This is a genomic window from Cellulomonas sp. KU4C, from assembly GCF_056868065.1.
Window position 1 is genome coordinate 2,250,825 of sequence record NZ_CP200322.1, and the last position, 26,130, is coordinate 2,276,954.

Annotated in this window: 24 protein-coding genes, 1 other RNA gene and 3 pseudogenes; 17 read left to right on the top strand and 11 right to left on the bottom strand. The window is 74.6% G+C overall.

The genetic code is table 11. The annotated features are described in order from the left end of the window. Nucleotides 1–6: 6 nt before the first annotated feature. On the bottom strand, nucleotides 7–930 hold the full coding sequence (locus tag AC1VL8_RS10725) for an aldose 1-epimerase family protein (RefSeq protein WP_389226882.1): 924 nt from the start codon (nucleotides 928–930) through the stop codon (nucleotides 7–9). 77 nt (nucleotides 931–1,007) lie between these two features. On the opposite strand from AC1VL8_RS10725, the gene prfB reads away from it, so the two are divergent. From prfB to smpB, 5 genes are all read left to right on the top strand, one after another. Continuing rightward, nucleotides 1,008–2,124, top strand: a protein-coding gene (prfB, locus tag AC1VL8_RS10730) for a peptide chain release factor 2 (protein WP_483075160.1) whose coding sequence is annotated in 2 segments (ribosomal slippage) — nucleotides 1,008–1,205 and nucleotides 1,207–2,124 — 1,116 coding nt in all. Because the reading frame shifts where the segments join, the coding sequence is not laid out codon by codon here. A 165-nt stretch (nucleotides 2,125–2,289) separates the two neighbouring features. After that, nucleotides 2,290–2,979: a cell division ATP-binding protein FtsE gene (gene ftsE / locus AC1VL8_RS10735; protein ID WP_389226888.1), complete on the top strand. Its 690-nt coding sequence runs from the start codon at nucleotides 2,290–2,292 to the stop codon at nucleotides 2,977–2,979. A 12-nt stretch (nucleotides 2,980–2,991) separates the two neighbouring features. Beyond that, complete coding sequence (gene ftsX / locus AC1VL8_RS10740) at nucleotides 2,992–3,909, top strand: permease-like cell division protein FtsX (protein WP_389226892.1); 918 nt, start codon at nucleotides 2,992–2,994, stop codon at nucleotides 3,907–3,909. Between the two features lie 266 nt (nucleotides 3,910–4,175). Next, nucleotides 4,176–5,246: a peptidoglycan DD-metalloendopeptidase family protein gene (locus AC1VL8_RS10745; protein ID WP_483075161.1), complete on the top strand. Its 1,071-nt coding sequence runs from the start codon at nucleotides 4,176–4,178 to the stop codon at nucleotides 5,244–5,246. Between the two features lie 94 nt (nucleotides 5,247–5,340). Further along, complete coding sequence (gene smpB, locus AC1VL8_RS10750) at nucleotides 5,341–5,811, top strand: SsrA-binding protein SmpB (protein WP_389226898.1); 471 nt, start codon at nucleotides 5,341–5,343, stop codon at nucleotides 5,809–5,811. 27 nt (nucleotides 5,812–5,838) lie between these two features. Here the strand turns inward: smpB and AC1VL8_RS10755 are convergent, their stop codons facing one another. Further along, complete coding sequence (locus AC1VL8_RS10755; protein ID WP_483075162.1) at nucleotides 5,839–7,956, bottom strand: thioredoxin domain-containing protein; 2,118 nt, start codon at nucleotides 7,954–7,956, stop codon at nucleotides 5,839–5,841. 122 nt (nucleotides 7,957–8,078) lie between these two features. Here AC1VL8_RS10755 and AC1VL8_RS10760 point away from each other — a divergent pair, with 122 nt between their 5' ends. Both AC1VL8_RS10760 and AC1VL8_RS10765 read left to right on the top strand, forming a co-directional pair. Beyond that, a complete protein-coding gene (locus AC1VL8_RS10760; protein ID WP_483075163.1) occupies nucleotides 8,079–8,831 on the top strand; it encodes an alpha/beta fold hydrolase in 753 nt (250 codons plus the stop codon). Next, nucleotides 8,828–9,676, top strand: a complete 849-nt coding sequence (locus tag AC1VL8_RS10765) for an esterase/lipase family protein (protein ID WP_483075164.1) — start codon at nucleotides 8,828–8,830, stop codon at nucleotides 9,674–9,676. The genes AC1VL8_RS10760 and AC1VL8_RS10765 overlap by 4 nt, the downstream gene beginning before the upstream one ends. A gap of 13 nt (nucleotides 9,677–9,689) precedes the next feature. Here the strand turns inward: AC1VL8_RS10765 and AC1VL8_RS10770 are convergent, their stop codons facing one another. The 5 genes and pseudogenes from AC1VL8_RS10770 to AC1VL8_RS10790 form a co-directional block, all read right to left on the bottom strand. After that, nucleotides 9,690–11,060 (bottom strand): NAD(P)/FAD-dependent oxidoreductase, encoded by a 1,371-nt coding sequence (locus AC1VL8_RS10770; RefSeq protein WP_483076232.1) that lies wholly within the window; start codon nucleotides 11,058–11,060, stop codon nucleotides 9,690–9,692. 72 nt (nucleotides 11,061–11,132) lie between these two features. After that, nucleotides 11,133–12,203, bottom strand: a pseudogene (locus AC1VL8_RS10775) (ATP-dependent DNA ligase); the annotation flags it as partial. Between the two features lie 44 nt (nucleotides 12,204–12,247). Continuing rightward, nucleotides 12,248–13,012: a histidine phosphatase family protein gene (locus tag AC1VL8_RS10780; protein WP_483075165.1), complete on the bottom strand. Its 765-nt coding sequence runs from the start codon at nucleotides 13,010–13,012 to the stop codon at nucleotides 12,248–12,250. A gap of 81 nt (nucleotides 13,013–13,093) precedes the next feature. Next, nucleotides 13,094–13,828 carry an ABC transporter permease gene (locus tag AC1VL8_RS10785; protein WP_483075166.1) on the bottom strand — a complete coding sequence of 245 codons (735 nt, stop codon included), beginning with the start codon at nucleotides 13,826–13,828 and terminating at the stop codon, nucleotides 13,094–13,096. Further along, nucleotides 13,825–14,841, bottom strand: a complete 1,017-nt coding sequence (locus AC1VL8_RS10790; protein ID WP_483075167.1) for an ABC transporter ATP-binding protein — start codon at nucleotides 14,839–14,841, stop codon at nucleotides 13,825–13,827. The genes AC1VL8_RS10785 and AC1VL8_RS10790 overlap by 4 nt, the downstream gene beginning before the upstream one ends. Before the next feature lie 276 nt (nucleotides 14,842–15,117). On the opposite strand from AC1VL8_RS10790, the pseudogene AC1VL8_RS10795 reads away from it, so the two are divergent. Then, nucleotides 15,118–15,372: pseudogene (locus tag AC1VL8_RS10795) on the top strand (TetR family transcriptional regulator); the annotation flags it as partial. Nucleotides 15,373–15,710: 338 nt separating this feature from the next. After that, complete coding sequence (locus AC1VL8_RS10800) at nucleotides 15,711–15,854, top strand: hypothetical protein (protein ID WP_483075168.1); 144 nt, start codon at nucleotides 15,711–15,713, stop codon at nucleotides 15,852–15,854. A gap of 52 nt (nucleotides 15,855–15,906) precedes the next feature. Here AC1VL8_RS10800 and AC1VL8_RS10805 read toward each other — a convergent pair whose 3' ends face one another. Continuing rightward, nucleotides 15,907–16,110 (bottom strand): DUF6328 family protein, encoded by a 204-nt coding sequence (locus AC1VL8_RS10805; protein WP_483075169.1) that lies wholly within the window; start codon nucleotides 16,108–16,110, stop codon nucleotides 15,907–15,909. Between the two features lie 64 nt (nucleotides 16,111–16,174). Further along, nucleotides 16,175–16,411: pseudogene (locus AC1VL8_RS10810) on the bottom strand (DUF6328 family protein); the annotation flags it as partial. 195 nt (nucleotides 16,412–16,606) lie between these two features. Between AC1VL8_RS10810 and ssrA the strand changes: the two are divergent. Beyond that, nucleotides 16,607–16,973, top strand: a transfer-messenger RNA (tmRNA) gene (gene ssrA, locus AC1VL8_RS10815). A 76-nt stretch (nucleotides 16,974–17,049) separates the two neighbouring features. Here the strand turns inward: ssrA and AC1VL8_RS10820 are convergent. Next, the gene (locus AC1VL8_RS10820; protein WP_483075170.1) at nucleotides 17,050–17,397 is read right to left on the bottom strand and encodes a type II toxin-antitoxin system PemK/MazF family toxin; all 348 of its coding nucleotides are present in this window, start codon (nucleotides 17,395–17,397) and stop codon (nucleotides 17,050–17,052) included. A 175-nt stretch (nucleotides 17,398–17,572) separates the two neighbouring features. Here AC1VL8_RS10820 and AC1VL8_RS10825 point away from each other — a divergent pair, with 175 nt between their 5' ends. The 6 genes from AC1VL8_RS10825 (at nucleotide 17,573) to AC1VL8_RS10850 (ending at nucleotide 24,620) form a co-directional block, all read left to right on the top strand. Continuing rightward, nucleotides 17,573–18,223: a TetR/AcrR family transcriptional regulator gene (locus AC1VL8_RS10825; protein ID WP_483075171.1), complete on the top strand. Its 651-nt coding sequence runs from the start codon at nucleotides 17,573–17,575 to the stop codon at nucleotides 18,221–18,223. A gap of 66 nt (nucleotides 18,224–18,289) precedes the next feature. Then, entirely contained in the window at nucleotides 18,290–19,147 is an 858-nt protein-coding gene (locus AC1VL8_RS10830; protein ID WP_483075172.1) for a DUF5692 family protein, read from the top strand. A gap of 135 nt (nucleotides 19,148–19,282) precedes the next feature. Beyond that, nucleotides 19,283–21,064 carry an HNH endonuclease signature motif containing protein gene (locus tag AC1VL8_RS10835; RefSeq protein ID WP_483075173.1) on the top strand — a complete coding sequence of 594 codons (1,782 nt, stop codon included), beginning with the start codon at nucleotides 19,283–19,285 and terminating at the stop codon, nucleotides 21,062–21,064. A gap of 153 nt (nucleotides 21,065–21,217) precedes the next feature. Further along, nucleotides 21,218–22,153, top strand: a complete 936-nt coding sequence (locus tag AC1VL8_RS10840; RefSeq protein WP_389226953.1) for an aldo/keto reductase — start codon at nucleotides 21,218–21,220, stop codon at nucleotides 22,151–22,153. Nucleotides 22,154–22,509: 356 nt separating this feature from the next. Beyond that, a complete protein-coding gene (locus AC1VL8_RS10845; RefSeq protein ID WP_483075174.1) occupies nucleotides 22,510–24,144 on the top strand; it encodes a carbohydrate-binding module family 20 domain-containing protein in 1,635 nt (544 codons plus the stop codon). Nucleotides 24,145–24,323: 179 nt separating this feature from the next. Further along, nucleotides 24,324–24,620 carry a DUF1905 domain-containing protein gene (locus tag AC1VL8_RS10850; RefSeq protein WP_483075175.1) on the top strand — a complete coding sequence of 99 codons (297 nt, stop codon included), beginning with the start codon at nucleotides 24,324–24,326 and terminating at the stop codon, nucleotides 24,618–24,620. Nucleotides 24,621–24,682: 62 nt separating this feature from the next. On the opposite strand, the gene AC1VL8_RS10855 is transcribed toward AC1VL8_RS10850, so the two are convergent. Continuing rightward, nucleotides 24,683–25,042, bottom strand: coding sequence for a CBU_0592 family membrane protein (locus tag AC1VL8_RS10855; protein WP_389226962.1), 360 nt, complete (start codon nucleotides 25,040–25,042; stop codon nucleotides 24,683–24,685). 154 nt (nucleotides 25,043–25,196) lie between these two features. Here AC1VL8_RS10855 and AC1VL8_RS10860 point away from each other — a divergent pair, with 154 nt between their 5' ends. Continuing rightward, nucleotides 25,197–26,099, top strand: coding sequence for a LysR family transcriptional regulator (locus tag AC1VL8_RS10860; protein WP_389226965.1), 903 nt, complete (start codon nucleotides 25,197–25,199; stop codon nucleotides 26,097–26,099). Nucleotides 26,100–26,130: the final 31 nt, after the last annotated feature.

The window sequence follows — 26,130 nt, forward strand, 5'->3', positions numbered from 1 at the left end:
GCGGGCCTACACCAGCGTCATGCCCCAGGTGACCTCGTGCGTCGTGCCGGGCTCGAGGCGGACCAGGCGCTCGCCGGTGCGGAACGCGTCCGCGATGCAGCTCATCGGCTCCGCGGCGACGCCCAGGCGGTCGATGCGGGGGATGCCGTTGCCGGTGCAGACCTGCCAGGTGTCCATCGACCCGTCCATCCACAGCGCTGCCCCGCGGCCGTCGGGGGCGCCGAGCACGATCCAGGACAGCCCGTCGGCGTCGCGCGTGACGTCCACGAACGCGTCGTCGAGCGCGACCCCGGCCAGCGGCTGCGGGGTGCGACGGTCCTCGGCGCCGGACAGCGGGCGGGTGCCGGTCGGCAGCAGGCGCGCGTCGACGGTGACCTGCGACGTGGCGTCGACCCGCAGGGTGCAGTCGTCGACGGCGGCGCCGCCGGGGGACAGCCAGGGGTGGAACCCGATGCCGTAGGGCGCGGCGGTCGCGTCGAGGTTCGTGGTCGCGACGTGCACCCGCAGGCCGGCGTCGGACAGCGAGTACGTCACGTCGACGCGCAGCGACCACGGGTAGCCCGGGGTGGGGACCAGGTCGTGACGCAGGGTCACGGAGGTGTCGCCGTCGGGGCCGGACTCGCCCGCGACCTTCTCGTACCGGACCTGGGCGACCAGCCCGTGCAGGGCGGTCGACCGGTCCGGCTCCGTCACCGGGACCTGGTACTGCGTGCCGTCCCAGGTGTACTGCCCGTCGCGCAGCCGGTTCGGCCACGGCGCGAGCACGGCGCCGGAGTAGGCGGGGGCGAGGGTGTCCTCGGCGAACGGCAGCACGACGTCGCGGCCGTCCACGGCGTAGGTGCGGACGCTGGCGCCGACCTCCGCGATCGTGGCGCGGTGCGGGCCGTGCGCGAGGTGGTGCTGACGTCCGGAGGGTGCAGGCGTGTTCACGCTCACACCGTAGTGGGTGGGCGGGTACGGAGGGCCGGGTCCGCGGTCCCGCCCCGCAGCCGGTAGCCTGGACCGTCGTGGCAGCCACCGACTTCCCCGCCGAGATCCGCGACCTGCGCAGCACGCTCGAGTCGATCCAGGCGGTGTCCGACCCCAGCGCCCTGCGGGCGAAGATCGCCGACCTCTCCGAGCAGGCGTCCGTGCCCGACCTCTGGGACGACCCCGACGCGGCGCAGAAGATCACCAGCGCCCTGTCCGCCGCCCAGTCCGAGCTTCGACCGGGTCGACCGCCTCCGCGGCCGGATCGACGACCTCGAGACGCTGGTCGAGATGGCGACGGAGGACGGCGGCGACGCCGACACCCTCGCCGAGGCCGACGCCGAGCTCGTCGGCATCCGCAAGGACCTGGGCGAGCTCGAGGTCCGCACGCTGCTGGGCGGCGAGTACGACCAGCGCGACGCGGTCGTGACGATCCGCGCCGGCGCCGGCGGCGTCGACGCCGCGGACTTCGCCGAGATGCTCATGCGGATGTACCTGCGCTGGGCCGAGCGGCACGGCTACGGCACCGCGGTGCTCGACACCTCCTACGCGGAGGAGGCCGGCCTGAAGTCGGCGACCTTCGAGGTCAAGGCGCCCTACGCGTTCGGCCACCTGTCCGTCGAGGCGGGCACGCACCGGCTGGTGCGGATCTCCCCGTTCGACAACCAGGGCCGCCGGCAGACGTCGTTCGCCGCGGTCGAGGTCATCCCGCTCATCGAGCAGAGCGACGACAACATCGAGATCCCCGAGTCGGAGATCAAGGTCGACGTGTTCCGCTCGTCGGGCCCGGGCGGTCAGTCGGTCAACACGACCGACTCGGCGGTGCGGATGACCCACCTCCCGACCGGCATCGTCGTGTCGATGCAGAACGAGAAGTCGCAGATCCAGAACCGCGCCGCCGCGCTGCGCGTCCTGCAGTCCCGGCTGCTGCTCGTCCGCAAGGCCGAGGAGGACGCGAAGAAGAAGGAGCTCGCGGGCGACATCAAGGCGTCCTGGGGCGACCAGATGCGCTCCTACGTGCTGCACCCGTACCAGATGGTCAAGGACCTGCGCACCGAGCACGAGGTCGGGAACACCGCCGCGGTGTTCGACGGCGACATCGACGGGTTCATCGAGGCCGGCATCCGGTGGCGGATGGGCACCGACGCGGAGTAGGACCGGGACGAACCGGGCACCGTCGCCCGGTTCGCCCGCTCGTGGGCCGACTCACAGGTTCCCGGGCGGCGTGTCACGGTCGGGTCACGGCCGGCGGCTGCCTACGCTCGATCCGGCCCGCGTGAACCACCCCTCCGATCCCCGACCGCCGGCCACCTCCCGCCTGTGATCAGATTCGAGAACGTCACCAAGGTCTACGCGCGCGGCGCCCGCCCCGCGCTGGACCACATCTCCCTCGACGTCGAGCGCGGCGAGTTCGTGTTCCTCGTGGGCGCGTCCGGCTCCGGGAAGTCGACCTTCCTGCGGCTCGCGCTGCGCGAGGAGCGGCCGTCCGCGGGCCGGGTGTTCGTCGCGGGCAAGGACCTCACCACGCTGTCGTCGTGGAAGGTCCCGCACCTGCGCCGCCAGATCGGCGCGGTGTTCCAGGACTTCCGCCTGCTGCACAACAAGACGGTCTTCGAGAACGTCGCGTTCGCGCTCCAGGTGATCGGCAAGCCGCGGCACCACATCCTCACCACCGTCCCGGACGTGCTGGAGATGGTCGGTCTCGCGGGCAAGGAGAAGCGCCGCCCGCACGAGCTGTCCGGCGGCGAGCAGCAGCGCGTGGCCATCGCCCGCGCGTTCGTGAACCGGCCGTCGATCCTGCTCGCGGACGAGCCCACCGGCAACCTCGACCCGACGACCTCCCTGGGGATCATGCGCCTGCTCGACCGGATCAACCGCACCGGCACGACCGTCGTGATGGCCACCCACGACGACGAGATCGTGGACCAGATGCGCAAGCGCGTCGTCGAGCTGTCGGGCGGCGAGCTCGTGCGCGACCAGTCGCGCGGCGTGTACGGCTCGGATCGCTGAGAGGGGACTGACGTGCGACTCCAGTTCATCCTCTCCGAGATCGGGATCGGCCTGCGCCGGAACCTCTCGATGACCATCTCGGTCGTCCTCGTGACGTTCGTGTCGCTCACGTTCGTCGGCGCCGCCGCGCTGCTGCAGCTGCAGATCGGCAAGATGCAGGACGACTGGTACGACAAGGTCGAGGTCACCGTGTACCTCTGCCCGGCCGGGGAGTCCTCCGAGCCGACCTGCGCCGGCGGCGAGGTCACCGCCGAGCAGAAGCAGGCCATCGAGGACGCCCTCGAGGCACCCGATGTGAAGCCGTACATCGCCGAGACCTTCGAGGAGTCGAAGGAGCAGGCGTACGAGACCTTCCAGCGCCAGTTCGAGGGGCAGTTCTGGGCCCAGGTGACGACCGTCGACGACATGAACGAGTCGCTGCGGATCAAGCTGACGGATCCCGAGAAGTTCGAGGTCGTCGCGGACGTGCTGCAGGGGCGGCAGGGCGTCGAGCGGGTGCAGGACCAGCGCGAGCTCTACAACACCCTGTTCCGGGTGCTGAACAGCGCGACGCTGCTGTCCCTCGGCCTGGCCGGCGTGATGCTGCTCGCCGCGGTGCTGCTCATCACGACGACCATCCGGCTGTCCGCGATGAGCCGCCGCCGGGAGACCGGGATCATGCGGATGGTCGGCGCGTCGAACCTGTTCATCCAGCTGCCGTTCATGCTCGAGGGCGCGATCGCCGCGACCATCGGCGCGGTGCTGTCGGTCGCCGGCCTGTGGGCGGGCGTCAAGTACCTGGTCACCGACTGGCTGGGCGGTCAGATCGCCTGGATCCCGTACGTGACCACGGGCGAGGTCTGGCAGGTCGCCCCGTTCCTGGTGGGCGCCGCGATCCTGCTCGCCGCGATCTCGTCCCTGGTCACCCTGAGCCGCTACACGAAGGTCTGAGATGACGACGCCCCGCACCCCGCAGCGCTCCCGGTCCGCCCGGCTGGTCGCCGGCTGCCTGGCCGGCGTGCTGACCGTCCTGGTCGGCCTCACCGCCGCCGGGCCGGCCGCGGGCGACGACCTGGACGACCAGAAGTCGGCCCTCCAGCAGCAGCAGGCCGCGAAGGAGCAGCAGCGGGCCGACGCGGACGCCGCACTGGAGGGGCTGAGCGCGCAGCTGCAGGCGGTGGCCGCGGAGCTGCTGGCCGTGCAGCAGCAAGCTCCCGGTGGCGCAGGCCGCGCTCACCGAGGCGGAGACGGCGCTCGCCGGGTTCGAGCGGGAGGCGGCGCTGATCGCGGCGCGGCTGCAGGACGCGCAGGACCAGGAGACGACCATCTCCGCGACGATCGAGTCCGACTCCGCGCGCTACGCGCAGATCAAGGGCCAGATCGGCCAGATGGCCCGCGAGGCCTACCAGGGCGGCCCCGGGCTCTCCGGGCTGGACATCGTCGTCGGCGCGCAGACCGTCGAGGAGTTCACCCAGCAGTACGGCCTGGCCGCGTCCGCGCAGCGCGCGCAGGAGCAGGTGCTGGACGAGCTCGCGGCCATCGAGTCCGCGAACCGCAACAGCCAGGCGCGCCTCGGCGCGGTGCGCGACCGGATCACCGACCTCAAGGCGGAGGCCGACGCCAAGGTCGCCGAGGCCGAGGAGGCACGCCAGGAGGCCGCGGCCCGCAAGGCCGAGGTCGAGGACCTGATCGCGCAGCAGACCGCCAAGCAGGCGCAGATCGCGAGCCAGAAGGCCGCCGCGCAGGCCGAGGTCGACCAGATCGACGCCGAGACCGCGAGCATCCGCAGCCAGATCGAGCAGGTCGCCGCGCAGCAGCGCGCCCGGGCCGCGGCGGCCGGTCAGGCCCCGCCGGCGCCCAGCGGCTCGGTCGGCACCGGGACGCTGTTCGGCAACCCGACGTCGATCAACCCGATCCACGTCACCAGCGAGTACGGGATGCGCCTGCACCCGATCCTCGGTTACTACCGGCTGCACGCCGGCATCGACCTGCGCACCTACTGCGGCACGCCCATCTACGCCGCCAAGGAGGGCACGGTGCAGTGGGCGAAGTGGCGCAACGGGTTCGGCAACCAGGTGATGGTCGACCACGGGTTCGTGAACGGGAACTCGCTGATGACCTCGTACAACCACATGACGAGCTTCGTCGTCGGGGCGGGGCAGTCGGTCTCGCGCGGCCAGCTGCTCGGCTACTCCGGGAACACCGGGACGTCGGCCGCGTGCCACCTGCACTTCGAGACGTACGTCAACGGCGCGACGGTGAACCCGCGGCCGCTGCTCGGCCTGTAGCGGAATCAGGTGGGCGGTCCGCGGCCCGCCGGATAGGCTGCTGCGTCGCGTCCGCGCACCCGCGGACCCCCCGAACCGATCAGCAGGAGGAGTCATGGCCAAGCAGGGCGGCCGGTCGCTGGTGGCGTCCAACCGCAAGGCGCGCCACGACTACACCATCGAGGACGTGTTCGAGGCGGGTGTCGTGCTGAGCGGCACCGAGGTCAAGGCGCTGCGCGCGGGCCGGGCGTCGCTGGTCGACGGCTGGTGCTCGGTCGACGGCGGCGAGGCGTGGCTCGAGGGCGTGCACATCCCGGAGTACGCGCAGGGCACGTGGACGAACCACGCGCCGCGGCGCAAGCGCAAGCTGCTGCTGCACCGCGAGGAGATCGACCGGCTCGAGGCGAAGACGCGCGAGAAGGGCCAGACGATCATCCCGCTGTCCCTGTACTTCCTCGACGGCCGCGCGAAGGTCGAGATCGCCCTGGCCCGCGGCAAGCGCGAGTACGACAAGCGCCAGGCGCTGCGCGAGCGGCAGGACAACCTCGAGGCCGTCCGCGCGATGCGGGAGAAGCGCGACCGCTGACGCCGGGGCCGGGTCTCAGGCGGGGTCTCAGGCCGGGGCGGTGCCGTCCGGTCCGAGGAGTCCGGTGAGCACCGCGGGATCCGTGGTCGGCAGCGCGCACACGAACCCCCGGCAGGCGTAGGCCGCCGCGCGGCCACCGACCAGCGGTCGGTCCCGGAGCAGGTCGGGGGCGAGCGGGTCGTCCGCGAGCTCCGCCGGGTCGCCCTGCGCGAGCACCAGGCCCGGCGCGGGGGAGTGCACCGCCGCTTGCACCAGGGCCGCGCGCGCCGGGTCGTCCGCCCGGCCGAGCACCGCGACCTCTCGCGGTCCGTCGAGCAGCGCCTCGGCCGCGGCCAGGGCCCAGCCGACCGCCCGCGGGTGCCGGTGCGCGATCGACAGCGGCGCGGCCAGCACGAGCTCCGCGGCCCGCCGGTCGGTGGCCGACCCGGTCAGCGCCGCGCGGGCCAGCAGCGCGGCCGCCGCGGCGGACTGCCCGCCGGCCGACGGCCCGTCGGCGACGTCGGGGCGACCCGACAGCCGGGCCACGACCGGGTCGGTCTGGTCGTCGGCGGTGTCGCGCAGCGCGTGGTCCGGCGCGCGGAACCGCGCCAGCACGGTGTCGAGCAGCGCCGAGCCGCGCGCGGTCCACGCGTGGTCGCCCGTGACCCCGCCGAGCACGCCGAACGCCTCCGCGACGTCCGCGTAGTCGGCGAGGACCCCCGGCGCGGTGCCGACCGCGCCGTCCCGGGACGTGCGGACCAGCCGCGCCAGGCCGTCGCCCCCGTGCAGGGTGTGCACCTCGGCCAGGACCCGCGCCGCGTCGACCGCCGCCGCCACCCAGTCGCGGCGGTCCAGCACGGTGCCCGCCTCGGCCAGCGCGGTGATCGCGAGGCCGTTCCAGGCGGCCACCACCTTGTCGTCCCGGGCCGGCTGCGGCCGCCGGGACCGCGCCGCCAGCAGCGCGCGGCGCACCCGCTCGAACCGCCGCTCCTCGCCCGGGGCGGGGTCGGCGCGCCGCTGCAGCACGGACGTCCCGGCCTCGAACGTGCCCGCCGTCGTCACGCCGAGCAGCTCCGCCGCCCACGCCGCGTCCTGCGGGTCCAGCGCGTCCGCGAGCGTCCCGGGGGTCCACACGTACGTCGCGCCCTCGACGCCGTCGGTGTCCGCGTCGAGAGACGAGGCGAACGCGCCCTCGGGGGTGCGCAGGTCGCGGAGCAGGAACCCGGCGGTGCCCTCGACGACCCGCAGCGCGAGCGGCGAGCCGGTCTGGCGCCACCACCGCGCGTAGACGCGCAGGAGCAGGGCGTTGTCCTCGAGCATCTTCTCGAAGTGCGGCACGGTCCAGGTGGCGTCCACCGCGTAGCGGGCGAACCCGCCGCCGACCTGGTCGGCCATCCCGCCGCGGGCCATCGCCTCCAGGGTGCCCGTCGCCATCGCCAGCGCGCGCTCGTCCCCGGTGCGCGCGTGCCGGCGCAGCAGCCACTCCAGGGTGGTCGACGGCGGGAACTTCGGGGCGCCGCCGAACCCGCCGTGCTCGGCGTCGTACGTGGTCGCGAGCGCGTCCACCGCCAGGGCGGACACCTGGCGGACGGCGCCGAGGTCGAGGGCGGGGGTGTCGGACCCGGTGCCGGCGGGCGAGTCGGCCGGCGGGTCGGCCGGGGGTGTGCCCGTCCCGCCGAGCGCGGCCAGCAGCTCGGCGGCCCCGCCGCGCACCTCGTCCCGGCGCTCCCGCCACGCCCGCGACAGGGCCTCGAGCACCTGGCCGAACGCCGGGCTGCCCCCGACCGGCACCGGCGGGTAGTAGGTGCCGCAGAAGAACGGGTCGCCCTCGGGGGTCGCGAACACCGTCATCGGCCAGCCGCCCTGCCCGGTCATCGCCTGGGTCGCGGCCATGTAGGCGGCGTCGAGGTCGGGGCGCTCCTCGCGGTCGACCTTCACGTTGACGAACCGGCTGTTCATCAGCGCGGCCGTGGCGGGGTCCTCGAACGACTCGTGCGCCATCACGTGGCACCAGTGGCACGCGGCGTAGCCGACCGAGACCAGCAGCGGCACGTCCCGGCGCCGCGCCTCCGCGAACGCCTCCTCGCCCCACTCGAACCAGTCGACCGGGTTCTCCGCGTGCTGGCGCAGGTAGGGGCTGGTGCTGCGGGCGAGGCGGTTGGGCATGGACCCACCCTGCCGCCGCCCCGGCCCGGTCGCGACCGCACCCCTCGGCGTGCGGCCGGGTCCCGGCGCACGAGGCCGGGTCCCGGCGGGCGGGGTCGGGGCGCAGCGGGTAGACAGGGCGGGTGACCGAGGACCTGCTGGACCCCCTGCCCGGCATCGTCCTCACCGAGACCGGGCCCAGGCCCGCGGACGGCCCCGTGGTGGTGCTCGTGCACGGCATCGGGATGTCGGAGCGGTCGTTCCGGGCGCTGACCGCCGACCTCGCCCGCGACCACCGGGTGCTGGTGCCGGACCTGCCGGGGTTCGGCCGCAGCCCGCGCCCCCGCCGGGTGCCGGGCATCGAGGACCTGGCCGACGCGGTGCTCGCCGCCGTGCGCGACCGGGGCGTCCAGCGGGCCGTGCTCGTGGGCCACTCGATGGGTGCGCAGGTGGTGGCCGCCGCGATGCTGCGCGCCCCCGACCTGGTGGAGCGGGTCGTGCTGATCGGCACGGTCGTCGACGACAGTGCGCCCGACGCGCTCCGGCAGGCGCTCCGGCTCGCCCGGGACGGGTGGCACGAGCCCGCGCGGGTCAACGCGCTCGTCGTCGCGGACTACCTGCGCGCGGGACCGTTCTGGTACGGCGCGGTGCTGCCCCACATGCTGCGGTTCGACACGGCCGCGGCGGTCGCCCGGCTGCCGGGGCCGGCGCTGCTGGTGCGCGGCGAGCACGACCCGGTGTGCACGCGGGCGTGGAACCGGCGGCTCGCGGCGCTGGCCCCCGACGGCACCGCGCGGGAGGTGCCGCGCGCCGGGCACGTCGCCCAGGCCACGCACGCGCCGCTGGTCGCGCGCTGGGTGCGGCACGGGGTCGCTGTCGAGGCAGCGCGGGTGTGACCGCGACCCCGGAGGCCGCCCTGGCGGCGTGCGTCCCGGCCGGCCGGGTCCGGCACGCGCTCTGGTGGGCCGCCGACTACGCCTACGCCGCCGGTCGCCAGGTCGCCGGGCTGCTGTCGCGCACGTCGCCGGAGTCGTACACGACGCCGCCGGTCCGGGGCAGCGCGGCGCCCGGCAGCCCGGTCCGGGCGCCGGTGCTGCTGCTGCCCGGCGTCTACGAGTCGTGGCGGTTCCTCGAGCCGCTGGCACGCGCGCTGCACCGCCGGGGGCACGCGGTGCACGTCGTCGCGCCGTTCGGCCTGAACCGGGGGAGCGTGCCCGAGATGGCCGAGCTCGCGGCGACCTACCTGCGGGACGCCGACCTGCGCGGAGCCGTCGTGGTCGCGCACTCCAAGGGCGGGCTGATCGGCAAGTCGCTGCTCGGGCGCGCGGACGTCCGCGACCGGCTGCTCGGCCTGGTCGCGGTGAACACGCCGTTCGCGGGGTCGCCGTACGCGCGGTACCTGCCGCTGCGGGCCGTGCGCGCGTTCCTGCCCGACGACGAGGTGCTGACCGCGCTCGCCGCCCAGCACGCCGACCACGGGCGCATCGTGTCGGTGGCGACCTGCTACGACCCGCACATCCCCGGCGGCAGCGAGCTGCCGGGCGCGAGGTTCGTGCGGCTGGCGACGCCGGGGCACTTCCGGTCGCTCACCGACCCGGCGCTGGTGCCGCTGCTGGCCGCGGAGCTGGCGCGGCTCGCGGCGTGGCCGCCCGCCGGACCGGCCGCGGGGCCCCCGACCGCGGGGCCCGCGGGGCCCGCGACCGCGGGGCCCCCGACCGCAGGGCACCCGGCCGCGGGGTGACCCGGGCGGGGCGTCAGCCGCCGGCGACGTCGCCCGTCGGCCGGGTGGGACGGTCGGCGCCGCGGCTGCGCAGGGCCCCGCGGCCGACCACCTGCTGCCAGGTCGCGGCGCGCTCCGACCGACCGCGGCCGATGAAGCTCACGGCCCAGTGCAGCAGCGTCGTCACCCGGTTCTTGAACCCCACGAGGTACACGATGTGCACCCCGAGCCACAGCAGCCACGCGCCGAACCCCGCGGACTGCACCGGACCGATCTTCGCCACCGCCGCGAACCGGGAGATCGTCGCGAGGCTGCCCTTGTCCCGGTAGACGAACGGCCGGCCGGTGGGCTCGCCGCGCACGTGCCGGACGATCTCCTGCGCCGCGTACCGTCCGGACTGCATCGCCGCGGGCGCGACGCCGGGCACGCCGGGGCGGGACGCCATGTCCCCGACGACGAACACCTCGGGGTGGCCGGGCAGGGAGCCGTTCGGCTCGACGGCGACGCGGCCCGCGCGGTCCACCTCCGCGCCGGTCTGCTCCCCGAGGCTGCGGCCGAGCGGCGACGCGGCGACGCCCGCGGCCCAAATCTTCGTCTGCGCGGGGACCCGGGTCCGGGTGCCGTCGGAGTCCTCGAGCGAGACGCTGTCCGCGTCGACGTCGACGACCTTGTGCCCCGTCAGCAGCTCGACGCCCAGGCCCTCGAGGGTGCGGGCGGCGGCGGCCTGCAGCCGCTCGGGGTAGCCGGGCAGCACCTGCGGGACCGGGTCGACCAGCAGGATCCGGGCCTGCGCCGGGTCGAGGTGCCGGAAGTTCCCGCGCAGCGACCGGTGCGCGAGCTCGGCGAGCTGGCCGGCCATCTCGACGCCCGTGGGGCCCGCGCCGACGACGACGAACGTGGTCAGCCGGGCGCGCTCCTGGGGGTCGGACGTCAGCTCGGCGAGCTCGAAGGCCCCGAACACCCGGCCGCGGATCTCCAGGGCGTCGTCGATGCTCTTCAGGCCGGGCGCGAAGTCGGCGAACCGGTCGTCGCCGAAGTACGACTGCCCCGCCCCGGCCGCGACCACGAGGCTGTCGTAGCGGGTCCGCGTCTCGCCGAGCGGGGAGGACGACACCACGACCCGGTGCGCCAGGTCGATCTCGGTGACGACCCCGAGCAGCACCCGGGCGTTGCGCTGCCGGCGCAGCACGTCGCGGGTGGCCGGGGAGATCTCGCCGACGGACAGCACCCCGGTCGCCACCTGGTAGAGCAGCGGCTGGAACAGGTGCGTCGCGGTCTGGTCGATCACCGTGACACGCACGGGGGCGTCGCGCAGGGCCTGCGTCGCGAACAGGCCGCCGAACCCGGAGCCGATCACCACGACGTCGTGGGGCGTGCCGGGGCGAGCGGGGGCGGTGTGGCTCATCAGGGGTCCTCCCACGGCGGTGAACGGGGCCCGTCCGACCCTACGAGCGGCGCCCCGACCGCGCGCGTCAGGCCGGGGGAGGATCTCCGACAGCCGGAACCCGACCGGCTCCTCGAGCTGCGCGTAGGTGCAGGACGCGGGGTCGCGGTCGGTGCGCCAGCGGCGGAACTGGGCGGTGTGCCGGAACCGGTCGCCCTCCATGTGGTCGTACGCGACCTCGACGACCAGCTCGGGGCGCAGCGGCTCGAACGACAGGTCCTTGGTCGCGTTCCACCGGCTGACCGCCCCCGGCATCCGCTTGTCGCCGTGCGCGGACTGGTCCGCCCAGTCGCCCCACGGGTGGTCGGCGAGGTCGGGGTCGCGGTAGGGCGCGAGCTCGTCCAGCAGCGAGGCCCGCCGGGCCATCGGGAACGACGCCGCGACGCCGACGTGCTGCAACCGGCCGTCCTCGGTCCACAGCCCCAGCAGCAGCGACCCGACCACCGGCCCCGACTTGTGCCACCGGAAGCCCGCGACCACGCAGTCGGCGGTGCGGGCGTGCTTGATCTTGGACATCGCGCGCTTGTCGGGCAGGTACAGCCCGTCGAGCGGCTTCGCGACCACGCCGTCCAGCCCGGCGCCCTCGAACTGCGTGAACCACTGCCGCGCCTGCTCGAGGTCGGCCGTCGCGGGGGTCACGTGCACGGGGGCGTCGGGGCCGCCGCGGGCCGCGTCCAGGGCGTCGACCAGCCGCGCGCGGCGCTGGCGCAGCGGGGAGCCCATCAGGTCGTCGTCGCCGAGCGCCAGCAGGTCGAACCCGATGAACGACGCCGGCGTCTGCCCCGCGAGCAGCCGCACCCGGCTCTCCGCGGGGTGGATCCGCTGCTGCAGCGCGTCGAAGTCCAGCCGGTCGTCGGTGACGACGACGATCTCGCCGTCGAGCACGCACCGCGGCGGGGTGTGTGCCCTGATCTGCTCGACGAGCTCCGGGAAGTAGCGGGTCAGCGGCTTCTCGTTGCGGCTGCCCAGCACCACCTCGTCGCCGTCCCGGAACACGATCGAGCGGAACCCGTCCCACTTCGGCTCGGTGTGCCCCAGGTCGGGGATCTCGGGGACCGCCTTGGCCAGCATCGGCTTGACGGGGGGCATCACGGGGAGGTCCATGCGCCCCATCCTGCTCGGACGCGGCCGTCGCGGCCAGGGGTGGCTCAGCCGGCGTCGGGCCGCTCCGGGGACCGCACGGGCTCGCCCGAGTCCGGCACCGGCAGCCCCGGTGCGCCCTGCGCCGTCGGGTCGAACCCGAACGTCCGCACGGTCCGGTCGCCGTCCGGGCCGATCCGCACGGTCGACACGCTCGCGTTCGGCAGGGCCTCCATCGGGACGGTGCCGGCCATCGACAGGTAGGCGAGCAGGGTGACGCCGTGGCTGACCACGAGGACGTCGCCGCCGCCGGGGTGCGCCTGCTCGATGCGCCCGAACGCGTCCGCCACCCGGTCGAGGTAGTCCCGGGTCGGCTCCGCGCCGGGGAACCCGCCCCAGGTGCCGGTGAGCACGCCGCCGAAGATCGCGGCCGGGTCGCCGAGCGCCAGCAGCTCGGCCTCGGGCCTGGCCTCCAGGTCGCCGAAGTGCAGCTCGCGCAGGCCGTCGTCGCACGCGAGGTCCACCCCCGGGTGCGCCGTCAGGAGCTCGCGCGCCGTGGCGACCGTCCGGCCGGACGGGCTGGCGTACGCCGCGGCGAAGCTCCGGCCCGCCAGGACGCGGGCCGTGGCGCGCACCCCCGCCAGCCCGGCCGGCGTCAGCGGCGAGTCCGACCAGCCCTGCAGCAGGCCGGCGGTGTTGTACTCGGTGCGCCCGTGCCGGACGAGGTAGAGCGTCGTCGCGCCGTCCGGGGTGGGCTCGTCGTCGAGCGCGCCGAGGACGACGCCGCCGGGGCCGTGCTCCGCCGGGTCGGCGGTGGTCGCGAGGAAGGGCATGCCCGCGATCCTAGGCACGGTCCCGGCGGCCGGGCCCGGTGGTCGGGCCCGGTGGCCGGGCTCCCTGCGGGTGGCGCGCGGTCAGGCCCGACGGCGCAGCGCCCACGTCGCGCCGGCCACTGACGCCACGCACCACACCACCAGCACGACCAGGGAGCGCAGCGGCAGGCTGAACGTGTCCTGCACCAGCCCGGCGCGGACCAGCTCCGCCATCGGCTCGATCGGCAGCCAGCCGTGCACCGCCTGCAGCCAGTCGGGCATCCGCTCGGCCGGGTAGGACACCGGGGAGAACAGCAGCACGACGAACACGAGCGCCTGGGTCACCAGGCTCGCCAGCGCCGGCGCCAGCAGCGAGGCCATCGCGTACCCGACGGCCGCCGCGGTGAGCGACACCAGCAGCGAGCCGGGTACCAGCCAGGGCGCCACCGACAGGTCGACGTCGTACCGCAGCACCCCGGCCAGCACGCCGAGCAGCATCCCGGGCAGCGCGAGCAGGGTCCACACCAGCAGGTCGCTGACCAGGAACGCGGTCCGCGGCACCGGGAGCGTGCGCATCCAGTCGAGGCTGCCCTCGGTGCGCGACTGGGACAGCAGCTGCGGGGTGATGACCAGGCCGATCGTGATGAGCGTGACCGTCGGCGCGCCGGTCGCGAGGTAGAGGGCGGTGGTCGGGTCGGGGTCGCCGACCAGCAGGCCGTAGCCGATCACGGTGGCGACGGCCATGAACACCTGCACGACGACCATCAGCGGCAGGTAGGTGGACTGGCGGCGGAACTGCCACTGCGCCAGCAGGAGGGTCTGGCCGACGGCGGTCACGCGGCCTCACCGGCCCCCGCGGTCGTGGCGGTGGCCCGCTCGTCCCCGGGGCGCGTGCCCCCGGCGAGCGCGTCCGCGCCGTGGTGCTCGTCGCCGACGAGGGCCACGTAGACGTCCTCGAGCGAGGCCGGGGTCAGCGCGTAGCGCTCCAGGCGGCCCGCGCCGACCTCGTCCTGCGCCCAGCGCACGACGTCGGCGGCGTCCTGGGCCCGCACGGTGCCGGTGGCCCGGCCCCGGGCGTCGGTCCCGGGCCGCACCGCGGGGTGCCAGGCGAGCGGGGCGCCGGGGGAGAGGTCGACCTCGACCGTGAGCGCGCCCTGCAGCGGAGCGGTGAGGCCGGCGGGGGTGTCCTCGGCGAGCACGACGCCGTGGTCGAGCACCGCGAGCCGGTCGACGACGCGCTCGGCCTCCCGGACGTTGTGGGTGACGAGCAGGACGCCGCGGCCGGAGTCGGCGAGCGCGCGGATCTGCTGCCAGAGCAGCCGGCGGCGCACGGGGTCGACGTCGTTGGTCGGCTCGTCGAGGACGACCAGGCGGCCGGGCTCGACGACGGTCATCGCGAAGGCGGTGAGCCGGGCGATGCCGCCGGAGACCCTCTCGGCCGGGGTGTCCGCCCACGGGCCGAGGTCGAGCGCCTCGATGAGGGTCGCCGCTCCACGCCGGACCGCTCCCCGGTCGCCGCCGCGGATCCGGCCGACCAGCTCGATGGCGCGCCGCGGGGTGAGCCCGGTGATCGGGACGTTCGCCTGGGCCTGGATCGACACGCGCTGCCGGGCCTGGTGCGGGTCGGCGACGGCGTCGATCCCGTCGAGGTGGATCGTCCCCGCGTCGGGGAGCACCAGGCCGACCACCTGGTTGACCAGCGTCGTCTTGCCCGCGCCGTTGTGGCCCAGCAGACCCACGACCTGGCCGGCGGCCACGTCCAGGTCGATGCCGTCGTTCGCCTGCACGCCCCGGCGTCCGCGGTAGCGCTTGCGCAGCCCGCGGACGGTGAGCACGTCGTCGGAGCCCATCGTTCCCCTCCCTCGTCACGTCCCGATCGGCACATTCCGATCGGTACGTGCAGGACGGTAGCAGGGTCGGGGGGTCGGATACCAGGGGGTACATGACGGCTCGTTCGCGCGTTGGTGCAGGTCGCGGGCACGAGCAAGCGCGGCCCCCATCTGGAGATACCGATCGGTACGTCGCACGCCTAGGATGGCCGCATGTCCCGCCACGAGCCCGACCCGCAGGAGACGATCGGCGCCGCCACGCGCGCGCTCGCCGACGCCACGGCCGCCCTCACCCGGATGATCGGGAGCCACGTCAACCAGGTCGTCCCCGAGGTGGGCGAGGCGCTCGCGGCCAGCCTGCGCGAGGCGTCCCGCGGCCTCGCCGACGCCTCCGAGAGCGTCGCGAAGCGCGCCGGGACCGGCCGCGCGGAGGAACGGCGGCGCGAGCGCGTCGACCGGACCCGCGCCGACCTGCTCGACGCCGCGGCCCGGGTGATCGCCGCCCAGAGCTACGAGGGCGCGTCGGTCGGGGACATCGCCGCCGAGGCCGGGTACACCAAGGGCGCGCTCTACGCGCACTTCCGGTCGAAGAGCGACGTGATGCTCGCGCTCGCGCGGGAGCGGCTCGGGATCGCGCTGGAGTCGCCCGAGCTGGACCTGCCCGGGCTCACCGACGACGGCGTGGACGTCGAGGTGCTCGCGGCCTGGCTCGCCGCCGCGCGCGAGGACCCCCGGCTGCTGCTGCAGCTGGAGTTCCTCACCTACGGGCTGCGCCACCCCGACGCCGCCGGGAGCTCGCCGAGCTGCACGTCCGGTCGTTCGAGCTCGCCGCCGAGCAGGTCGCCCGCGTCCGGCTCGTCCAGGCCCACGGCGTCGCCGCCGGGGACGTCGTGCCCACGCAGGACGACCGGGACACCGCCCTCGCCATCATCAGCGTGCTCAACGTCGCGACCCTCGAGGGCAAGCTCACCGGCTCGCCGGACATGTCGCCCGCCGCCGGCGCCCGGATCATCGCCCGGCTGCTCGCGGACTGACGCCCGCCGGGTCGTGCCCGGTTCGTGCCCGGGCCGGGCCGTGCGGGTCGGGTCAGGCGTCCTCGCGGCGGGCGGCTCGGGCCAGGCGCAGCGGGACCGCGACCCACACCAGCGCCAGCCCCGCCAGCACCACGCCGCCCGCGACGTACCCCGCCGCCCGGTCCACCACCACGTCGAACAGCAGCATCGTCGCGCCCGCGAGCACCAGCGCGAGCATCGCCAGCCCGGTCTGCGCGAGCGTGTCGGCGGAGTCCACGAGCTTCCCGCTTCAGGCCGCGGCGGAACAGGATCCGGTGCAGCGACACCGGCGCCACGATGAACCCCGTCGCGGCGACCGACAGCACGACCAGCACCAGGTAGAGGCCCCGCTGGTAGGCGTCGAGGTCGCCGAACCGCTGCTGGAACGGCACCGTCAGCAGGAACCCGGTGAGGATCTGCACGCCCGTCTGCGCCACCCGCAGCTCCTGCAGCAGCTCGTTCCAGTTCCGGTCCATCCGCTCGTTCGCGGTCTCGTCGCGCCCGTCGGCGGGGTCGGCGTCGGCGTGCAGGTCGGTCATGGTGCGTCCTTCGTCCACGGGCGTCCGGCCGGGGGGTGCCGGGCGCTCAGGCCCGTATGGTGCCGCGCCGGGGCGGTCCGCGCGCGGCGACGGGAATCATCGTGCGTCCGCGGTCGTTGGAGCCGTATGCTGGACTTGCTGCGTGCGGTGCACGCGGTGGTCGGCAGTGGTTGACAACTGAACAGCATGATCACTGGGGGTGATCGGTTTCGACGGTGATCGTCGAACCAGGAGAAGCGGGCCGAGGACGCACGGTTATCTCGTCAACGCTCCGTGCAAACCCATAGGTGCCGATAACAAGCGCACCGACTTCGCCCTCGCCGCCTGAGCGAGCCTCGAAGTCCGTCAGCCTGAGCTAGCTTCCGACTCAGATCCTGGCGTCATCTAGGGAGCCACTGCTCGCAGCCTTCGTCACCGGGGCTGCGGGGACTTTCAGGTGACTGAGCCCGTCCATCGCTCGTCTGCGTGACGGTGGGGGCCGAGAAATGCGCAGCAGACTGCGCCCGGAGAAGTCCTGGTCCCACGTCATCGGACGCGGGTTCGATTCCCGCCACCTCCACAGTGCACGAGGCCCGTCCCTTCCGAGGGGCGGGCCTCGTCGTGCGTCCGGCCCCCGCCTCCAGGCCGGCGGGCCGAGGTCAGCGCCCCTGCGCCGCGTCCTCGTACCAGCGGACCCAGTCCCGTCCGGCGTCGCCCGCGCGCCGGCGCAGCGCCGAGCGGCGCAGGTCCAGCGGGCGCAGGTCGACCCAGCTGTCCGCGCGCAGCCCGGGGAGGCGGCCCGGCGGGCGGGTGTACTCCGGGCGGCGGTCCTGGTCCTGCGAGGTGAGGCGCGCGACCCGGCAGGTGCGGCCGCTGACGGACAGGACCACGACGGGTCGGTCCTTCGCGCCGGTGCCGTCGCGGTAGGGGACCATCGCGAACCACACCTCGCCGGGCCGGACCGTCGGCCGCCCCGCGCGCGACAGCAGCCGCAGCACGAGCAGCACGGCGCCGGCGCCGACGACGAGCAGCCAGGGGCGGTCCGCGATCAGGTCGGCGAGCGCGGGGGCAGGGCTGGTCGGTCACGGGACGCGAGCATGCCAGGACCGGGCCCCGGACGCGTTGCCCGGGACGGGACGATCGTCCCGTTGACGATGTGTCAATGAGTCCTACGGTCGTGCTGTGAGCGAGTCGGGGGACGCCGAGCCGGCGGGTCAGCAGCGGACGACGCGCACGGTGCTCGAACCGGAGCGCCGGCGCGCCGAGCTGCTCGACGCCGCCGAGCGGACCTACGCCGAGCGCGGGATCAGCCGCACCACGGTCAGCGACGTCGCCCGCGCCGCCGGAGTCACCCGCGGGCTCGTCTACCACTACTTCCCGACGGCGCAGGACCTGCTCGACGGCGTGCTCGACCGTCGCGTCGAGGCGTTCGCCGGGTCCGTCCGCGACTGGGACACCCACCGGACCGTGGGCGACGTCGCGGGTGCGCTGCGCGACGTCATCGCCCTCTTCCGGGCCCAGACCCGGCCCGACGACCCGCTGCGCGCCGACCTGCACCGCGTCGAGAACGCCGCGCTGTACCAGCGGTTCGTGGACCGGGCGGTGCTCGCCGTCGTCGACACCCTCCAGCTCACGACCGTCGAGGCCTACTCCGCCCGGCACGGGCTCGCGATCGAGCACGTCCGCGCGACCTTCGTCGTCCTCGTGCACGGACTCGTCGGGCTGGTCCGCACCGAGCCCGACGTCCCCGACGAGGTCCTGGCCGCGCTCGTGCGCCAGACGCTCCGGCTCGACATGGTCGGGCGCCCGCCCGCGCCCGACCCGGCCGGGTAGACCCCGCGCCCCACCGACCACGCCGCCGCACGACGCGACGGCACCGTTCCGCAAGGAGGCAGCACCGTGTTCCTGTTCGAGTCGATCCCCTGGTACTCGGGGGTCATGTGGTGCGTCGTGCTCGCGGTGGTGTGGCCCGACATGCTGTGGTTCTGGATCATCCCGTACGACCTGTGGAACTTCGCGTACGTCTACAACTGCGTCGGCGACCACGCCTTCTACGCCGGGGCGGCGCTGCTCATCTCGTGCACGATCCCCGCGTTCCTGCTCAAGCGGGGCGCGTGGCTGCAGCACCGGGCGCACACGCTGGCCCTCTGGATGATGTTCACGATGGCCGTCCCGACCTTCGTGACCTCGTCGCGGTTCGCCGTCGAGGCGTCGCACGACACCACCGCGCTGTTCGTGGTGAGCGCGATCTCGCTGCTGTCCAACGTCGCGCTCGCCGCCTACCAGGTGCACCGCGTCGTCACCACGCGCCGCAACCCGCTCACCGGCACCGAGCCTACCCGGAGCTCGCCGCGTACCAGCGGGTCGTCGCCGAGGAGGGCGCGGGCGGGGAGCGGTCCGTCCGGGAGACCGTGCCCGCCTGAGCCGGCTCGTCGGCCGTCCGGGCGACGGGGCTCGTACCCTGGCGCGATGGAGCTGCGGTTCGAGGGCGAGGTCGTCCACTGGCGGGGTCCCGCCCCGTACCACTTCGTGCGCGTCCCCGACGACGCGGCCGCAACCCTGCGCGCCGCGTCGTCGCTCGTCTCCTACGGGTGGGGCGTGATCCCCGTCCAGGGGCTGCTCGGGCGGACCCGGTTCACGACGTCCCTGTTCCCGCGGGAGGGCGGGTACCTCGTGCCGCTCAAGGACGCCGTCCGGCGGGCCGAGGACGTCGAGCTGGGGGACACCGTCGCGCTGGTGCTGACGGTCGACGTCTGAGTCCGGCGCGCGCGGGCCTGCGGGCGCTCCAGCAGCGGGTGCCGAACCCTGCACAGGCGGGGGAGGTGCGCGTCGTCCCCAGGTCGGGCGGCCGGGATGCCCGGAGTGCCGGCGACGTGTCTTAGCTTCGGGCGCATGGCCGACGACCCGCAGGGACACCCCGAGGACACGCCGCCCGACGTGACCTCGGGTGCGGCGCGGATCGGCGCGTGGAGCGTGGGCACCGACCCGGGCGATCGTCGACCGGGGTTCAGCGTGGGCGCACGGCTCGTGGACGCGGGCACGCCCGCCGCCCCGGACTGGGACGCGCTGCCGGTGCCGCCCGAGGTGCGTGCCGCGTGCCTGGCGGCGCTCGCGGAGGTGCCGACGGGGTCGGCCGAGCGGGACCTCGTGGAGCAGCGGTGGGAGGTCGCGCTGCTGGAGGCCGCGGTCCCCGGTGCCGCGCTCGCGGAGTGGCTCGACGGGCTCGACCCGGGGTCGCTGTCCGCGCGGGGCGTCGTGGAGGCGGTCGCCGCGTCGGCGCGCGTCGAGTCCTGGGCGCACGCACGCACCGCCCGCTGGGCGGGCGTGCTCGCGCGGGAGCCCGAGATGGAACCGCACTGGAGCCGCCTCGCGGGACCGCCCCCACGGCAGCGCTCGGTCGCCGGCGACGAGCTGGCGATGCGGCTCGGGATGTCGCGGATCGCGGCGAACCGGCTGGTCCGCGAGGGGCTCGCGTACGAGGAGGTGCTGCAGGCCACCGGCGAGGCGATGGCGGCCGGCCGGGTCGACGCCTCCCGGGCGCGGGTCCTGGTCGACCGCCTCGCCGAGCTGCCCTGGGACGTCGCGACGCAGGTCGAGGACCGCGTGCTCCCGGACGCGGGCCGGCGGACCGTCGCCGAGCTGGAGCGGGATGTCGCACGAGCGCTGCTCGAGGTCGACCCGGACGGCGTCGGGGAGCTCCATGACCGGGCGTACGCGAGCCGTCGGGTGTCGCGTCCGCGCATGCTCCCCGACGGGATGGCGTCCCTGTCCGTGCTGCTGGCTGCGCAGGACGCCGTCCGCGTGGACGGGGTGCTGCGGCACCAGGCGCTGGCCGCGAAGAACCTCGGCGACCCGCGCACGATCGACCAGCTGCGCGCCGACGGGCTGCGCGACCTCGTCGTCGGCACCGACCTGCCCGTCGACGGCCCGGCCTGGGAGGTCGGGTCGAGCACCGTGGTGCTCGACGGGGAGCGGGCCGGCGTGACGGTGTACCAGCGAGTGCAGGACGACGCTGCCGAGGTCGGTGCGGAGCGCGGGGCGGACGGCGTCGTGGCGGACGGCGCGGCGGGTGCAGTCCATGAGGACGACCAGACGGCTGACCGGCCCGCTCGGAGCGCCGGCGGGATGCGACCCGGGGCGCAGGTGTTCATCACGATCTCGGCCGCGACGCTCCTGGGGATCGACGACCAGCCCGCGGAGCTGCACGGCTACGGCCCGATCGACGCCGTGCGAGCGCGCGCCCTCGCGGCGGGCGGGGTGTGGCGGAGGATCGTCACGGACCCGCGGTCGGGGACCGTCCTGGACGTGGGACGCACCCGCTACCGACCGCCGGCGGCGCTCGCGGAGCACGTCCGGCTCCGGGACCGGACGTGCGTGCGCCCGGGGTGCACGGTGCCGGCCGAGCACGCCGACCTCGACCACACCCGGGGGTTCCACCAGCAGCCCGGCGACCCGCCCGGCACCGAGCCCGGCACCACCTGCGCCGGGAACCTCGCGCCGCTGTGCCACCGCGACCACCGGCTCAAGACCGACGGCGGCCACACCCTGCACCAGTACGCCCCCGGCCTGTTCGAGTGGATCACGCCCACGGGCCAGCGCTACCGGTCACGGCCCGGGACCCGGGACCACGTCCGGACCACGAGCGACGACCCCGGCCGGCCGCCGCCGTTCTGACGCCGGTGCCGACGCTGACGGGTCCGGTTCGCCGGGCTGACACGGTGCCGAGCCGGTGCAGCCCGGGCGCCGCTCGCTCTGGCCTCCTAGGCTCGGGGAGCGCCACGGCTCGTGGCCGCGCCCCTCGCCGTCACCGTCGACCGAAGGACCAGCATGAAGACGTTCACCCTGCCCGGCACCGACATCGTCGCCCCCAACGTCGTGCTCGGGTTGATGCGCATCCAGGACAAGTCAGACGACGAGGTCCGCGAGCTCGTGCGGACCGCCCGGGACGCGGGGATCACGTTCGTCGACCACGCCGCCGTCTACGGGGACGAGAAGCACGGCTGCGAGGCGCGGTTCGCCGAGGCACTCGACCTGACCCCGTCGCAGCGGGACGAGTACGTCATCCAGACCAAGGTCGGCATCATCAAGGACGGTCCCTACTTCGACTTCTCCTACGAGGAGATCGTGTCGTCCGTCGAGGGTTCGTTGCAGGCGCTGCGGACCGACCACGTCGACATCCTGCTGCTGCACCGCCCGGACGCGCTGGTCGAGCCGGACGAGGTCGCGCGGGCGTTCGACGAGCTCGCGGCCGCGGGCAAGGTGCGGGCGTTCGGCGTCTCGAACCACACGCCCCGGCAGATCGACCTGCTGAAGAAGTCGGTCACGCAGCCGCTGGTCGTGAACCAGGTGCAGCTGAGCATCACGCACGCCCCGCTGGTCGCCGCCGGGGTGTCCGCGAACATGGCCGGGCTGGACCAGTCGATCGACCGGGACGGCGGGCTGCTCGACTACTGCCGGCTGCACGACATCACGCTGCAGGCGTGGTCGCCGTTCCAGAAGGGCTTCTTCGACGGCGTGTTCCTCGGCGACCGGGAGCAGTACGCGGAGCTCAACGACGTCGTCGACCGGCTCGCCGCCCGGTACGGCGTCACCCCGATCGGCATCGCGACCGCCTGGATCACCCGGCACCCGGCGCAGATGCAGGTCGTTCTCGGTACGACCACCCCGTCCCGCGTGACCGAGGCCGCCGCCGGGTCGCAGATCCCGCTGACCCGGGCCGAGTGGTACGAGCTGTTCCGTGCGGCAGGTCACCGGGTGCCCTGACACCTGGGCCCGGGGGGGGGCAGACACGAGCGCCGCACGCCTGTACGTTTTGCTGCAACGCTCGGCAAGTCGTTGCAAACGTCGAGCGGGTGGGACGCCCCGGCACCGTCGCCGGGGCGGGCACGCGTCCCGCGCAGGGGGCGCTCGACGACAGGAGCAGGGCAATGACGCTCGTCCGATCACGCACGCACACCGCAGCCGGAGACCGCCGCCGACGGCGCGAGTCACCGGGCAGTGCACGGCGGTGGCTCGGCATCCGCCGGACCGTCGCCGGCCTGGCCGCCTTGACGCTCGGCGCTTCCGGGCTGCTGGCGGCGGCAGTCCCGGCGACGGCGACCGCACCGACCCCCTCGCCCGTGGTGACGTCGCCGAACGGGCGCGGCAACGTCGTGCTGAACCTCTTCCAGTGGACGTGGGACTCGGTCGCCGCGGAGTGCACCAGCACGATCGGGCCCGCCGGTTTCGGGTACGTGCAGGTGTCCCCGCCCCAGGAGCACGTCCGGGGCACGGCGTGGTGGACGTCCTACCAGCCGGTCAGCTACCGCATCGAGTCGAAGCTCGGCACCCGTGCCGAGTTCCAGCAGATGGTCGCGGCCTGCCGCACTGCGGGTGTCGGCGTCATCGCGGACGCGGTCATCAACCACACCACCGGCGCGGACCTGGGTAGTGGGACCGGTGTCGCCGGTTCGTCGTTCGGAGTCGACTCGTTCCCGGGCATCTACGGCTACGCGGACTTCAACGACTGCCGCTCGAACATCGCCAGCTACCAGGACCGTTACCAGGTGCAGAACTGCCGACTGGTCTCGCTGCAGGACCTCCGCACCGGGTCGACCTACGTGCGCGACCGGATCGCCGCGTACCTCAACGACCTGCTGTCGCTCGGTGTCGCGGGTTTCCGGATCGACGCCGCGAAGCACATCCCGGCCGCGGACCTCGCCGCGATCCGGTCCCGCCTGACGAACCCGAACGCCTACTGGGTGCAGGAGGTCATCGGCGCCGCGGGCGAGCCCGTCCAGGAGTCCGAGTACGTCGGCAACGGTGACGTGCACGAGTTCGACTACGCCCGGACGCTCAAGGCGCGGTTCGACGGGCAGATCAAGGACCTGGCCGGCATCGCGAACGGGCTGCTGCCGTCCGCCCAGGCGGGGGTGTTCGTCGACAACCACGACACCGAGCGCAACGGCGAGACGATGACGTACCAGTGGGGGGCCAAGTACGTCCTCGCCAACGCGTTCCTCCTGGCGTACCCGTACGGATCGCCCTCGGTGTACTCCGGGTACCGGTTCACCGACCACGACGCCGGCGCGCCGGGCGCCACGGCCACGAGCGTCCCGGACGCGAGCTGCACCTCCGGCCAGTGGACGTGCACCCAGCGCTGGACCGAGGTCGCCGGGATGGTCGGGTTCCACAACGCGGTGGAGGGCACCGCCGTGACCCGCTGGTGGGACGACGGCGGGAACCACATCGCGTTCGGCCGTGGGAGCAGGGGCTACGTGACGATCAACAACTCCGCGGCGCCCGTGACCCGGACCTACCAGACGTCGTTGCCCGCCGGCACGTACTGCGACGTGGTCGCGGCGGCGGACTGCTCGCGCACGGTGACGGTGTCCGCGTCCGGGACGTTCACCGCGACGGTCCCGGCGTACGGGGCGCTCGCGCTGCACGTCGGGCGCACGACCACCGGTGGCGGTGGACCGGTGCAGGGCGACGCGTCGTTCAACGTCACGGCGACGACCGTCTGGGGGCAGAACGTGTTCGTCGTCGGCAGCATCCCCGCGCTCGGCTCGTGGGCCCCGGCCTCGGCGGTCCCTCTGTCCTCCGCGACCTACCCGGTGTGGCGGGCGACCGTCGACCTGCCCGCCGGGACGACCTTCGAGTACAAGTACGTGAAGAAGGACGGCTCGGGGAGCGTCGTGTGGGAGTCCGGCGGCAACCGGACGGCGACGGTCGGGGCCGACGGGTCGGTCGTGCTGGACGACACCTGGCGCTGACGCGCTCGGGGGACGCCGGGGTCGGCGGCGGTGCCGGGGCGCATCGGCACCGTCGCCGACTCGGGTGGTCCCGGGCCGCTTCCCGTCAGCATGCCGTCGCGGGTCGCGGGTCGAGCACGCAGATCGCTGGACGTCGACCGACGCTTCCTGCTCCCGCCGGGATGCGGCAGCATCGGGGCATGATCGTCGACTTCGAGGCTCCGCTGTGGGAGTGGGACGCGCGTCGCACGGAGCACTGGACGTTCGTGAGCGTGCCGGAGGACGCGTCGGACGAGATCCTGGAGCGCGCGGGGGCGTTCGCGCGGGGGTTCGGGTCCCTGCGGGTGGAGGTCACCGTCGGCGGCACGACCTGGCGGACGTCGGTGTTCCCGTCGAAGACCGCGTACTGGCTGCCGGTGAAGAAGGCGGTCCGGTCGGCCGAGGGGTTGACGGTCGGCGACGCGGTGCGGGTGCGCCTGCGGGTCCTGGACGTCTGAACGTCGCTGAGCCGCGCCGAGCCGAGCCGAGCCGAGCCGAGCCGAGCGGGGCTGGTCCGGGCTCAGGCGGCCAGGTCGACGACGCCGGCCGGCAGCGGCTCGACGGGAGCGGCCGCGATCTGCGGGACGTCGACCTCGGCCGTGCCGACGCCGGCGGCCGCGGCGTCGCGGGCGCGCTGCCGCCGGGCGCGCAGCACCGTCGCCACGGCGTGCACGCCGACGACCGCCCACACCGCGTTCGTGACCACCGACGGCCACACGCCGCTGCTCGCCGCGACCATGCCCATGAAGAGGCCGGACACCACGTTGGCGAGCTGGTAGCGGCCCGAGGTGGGAGCCCACTTCCCGCGGGTGACGAAGACGTAGGCGACGAGGCACGTGACCGCGCCGACCCAGCCGAGCGCGGTGACGAATGCGGACACGGGCGTGCTCCAGGTAGGACAGGGGGGTGGGTGGAGGAGTGCCGGGCTCCCGGGAGGGGATGCGCCGACAGCAGAATTCTGGGGCCGATCCGGGTTCAGCACAATCGAATGATGTTCCGACCGGGGTTCACCAGAACTGAATTAGGATGAATCGGTGCCCACCGATCCACGCCGCCTCGCCGTCCTCCTGGCCGTTCACCGTGCTGGGGGCGTCCTCGCCGCCGCCGACGTGCTACACGTCACACCATCGGCGGTGTCCCAGCAGATCACCCGGTTGGAAGCCGAGGAGGGGGTCGCCGTCCTCGACCGGGGACCCCGCGGCGCCACGCTGACCGCTGCCGGCCGCATCCTCGCGGAGGCTGCGGAGCGTATCGAGTCCGAGCTCGTCGAGGCCCGGAAGTCGCTCGCGGAGCTCGGCGGCGAGCTGTCGGGACGGGTCACGCTCGCAGGGTTCCAGACGGCGATCCGCGCGGTGGTCGCGCCGACGTTCGCCGTGGTGGCGGAGCACCACCCGGGCATCGAGCTGGTCGTCGAGGAGCGCGAGCCGGGGGAGTCGATGCGCCGGCTCCGCGAGGGCGACGCCGACATCGTGCTGCTGGAGCGGGACGAGGACTCCGACACCCACGTGCCCCGCGGGCAGCGTGACGTGGTGCTGCTCGAGGAGCCGTGGCGGCTCGTCCTGCCGAGCGCCGTCGCGACGCCCACGCAGCTGTCCGACCTCGAGGGCGTGACCTGGCTCGCGGCCGAGAAGAACACTGCCGCGGCGCGCGCGATGGGCCGGGTCACCGCGGCTCTCGGTCCGGTGACGGCCCGGCACGTGTACTACGACTTCGACGTCGCGCTCGCGCTGATCGCCGCGGGACAGGGTGTCGGTCTGCTGCCGGCGCTCGCGCTCCAGGGCGAGCTGCCCGAGGCGGTCACCGTCGCGACCGTGCCCGGGCTCGGGTCGCGGCGCCTCGTGGCCCGCCACCGTGCCACCCGCCGGGAGCCCGGCCCCGCGGTCGTCGCGGTGATCGAGGAGCTGCTGGGCGTCGCCTCGGGGCTCGACCTGGTCTGAGGGAGGCGGGTCGGTCCCCGCCCTGCCCGCG

Bases quoted from the DNA above. Each gene is read 5' to 3' on its own strand.
- AC1VL8_RS10850 (WP_483075175.1), top strand. From the start codon at position 24,324: ATGATCGTCGACTTCGAGGCTCCGCTGTGGGAGTGGGACGCGCGTCGC.
- AC1VL8_RS10840 (WP_389226953.1), top strand. From the start codon at position 21,218: ATGAAGACGTTCACCCTGCCCGGCACCGACATCGTCGCCCCCAACGTC.
- AC1VL8_RS10755 (WP_483075162.1), bottom strand. From the start codon at position 7,956: ATGCCCAACCGCCTCGCCCGCAGCACCAGCCCCTACCTGCGCCAGCAC.
- AC1VL8_RS10770 (WP_483076232.1), bottom strand. From the start codon at position 11,060: ATGAGCCACACCGCCCCCGCTCGCCCCGGCACGCCCCACGACGTCGTG.
- AC1VL8_RS10780 (WP_483075165.1), bottom strand. From the start codon at position 13,012: ATGCCCTTCCTCGCGACCACCGCCGACCCGGCGGAGCACGGCCCCGGC.
- AC1VL8_RS10835 (WP_483075173.1), top strand. From the start codon at position 19,283: ATGGCCGACGACCCGCAGGGACACCCCGAGGACACGCCGCCCGACGTG.
- smpB (WP_389226898.1), top strand. From the start codon at position 5,341: ATGGCCAAGCAGGGCGGCCGGTCGCTGGTGGCGTCCAACCGCAAGGCG.
- AC1VL8_RS10790 (WP_483075167.1), bottom strand. From the start codon at position 14,841: ATGGGCTCCGACGACGTGCTCACCGTCCGCGGGCTGCGCAAGCGCTAC.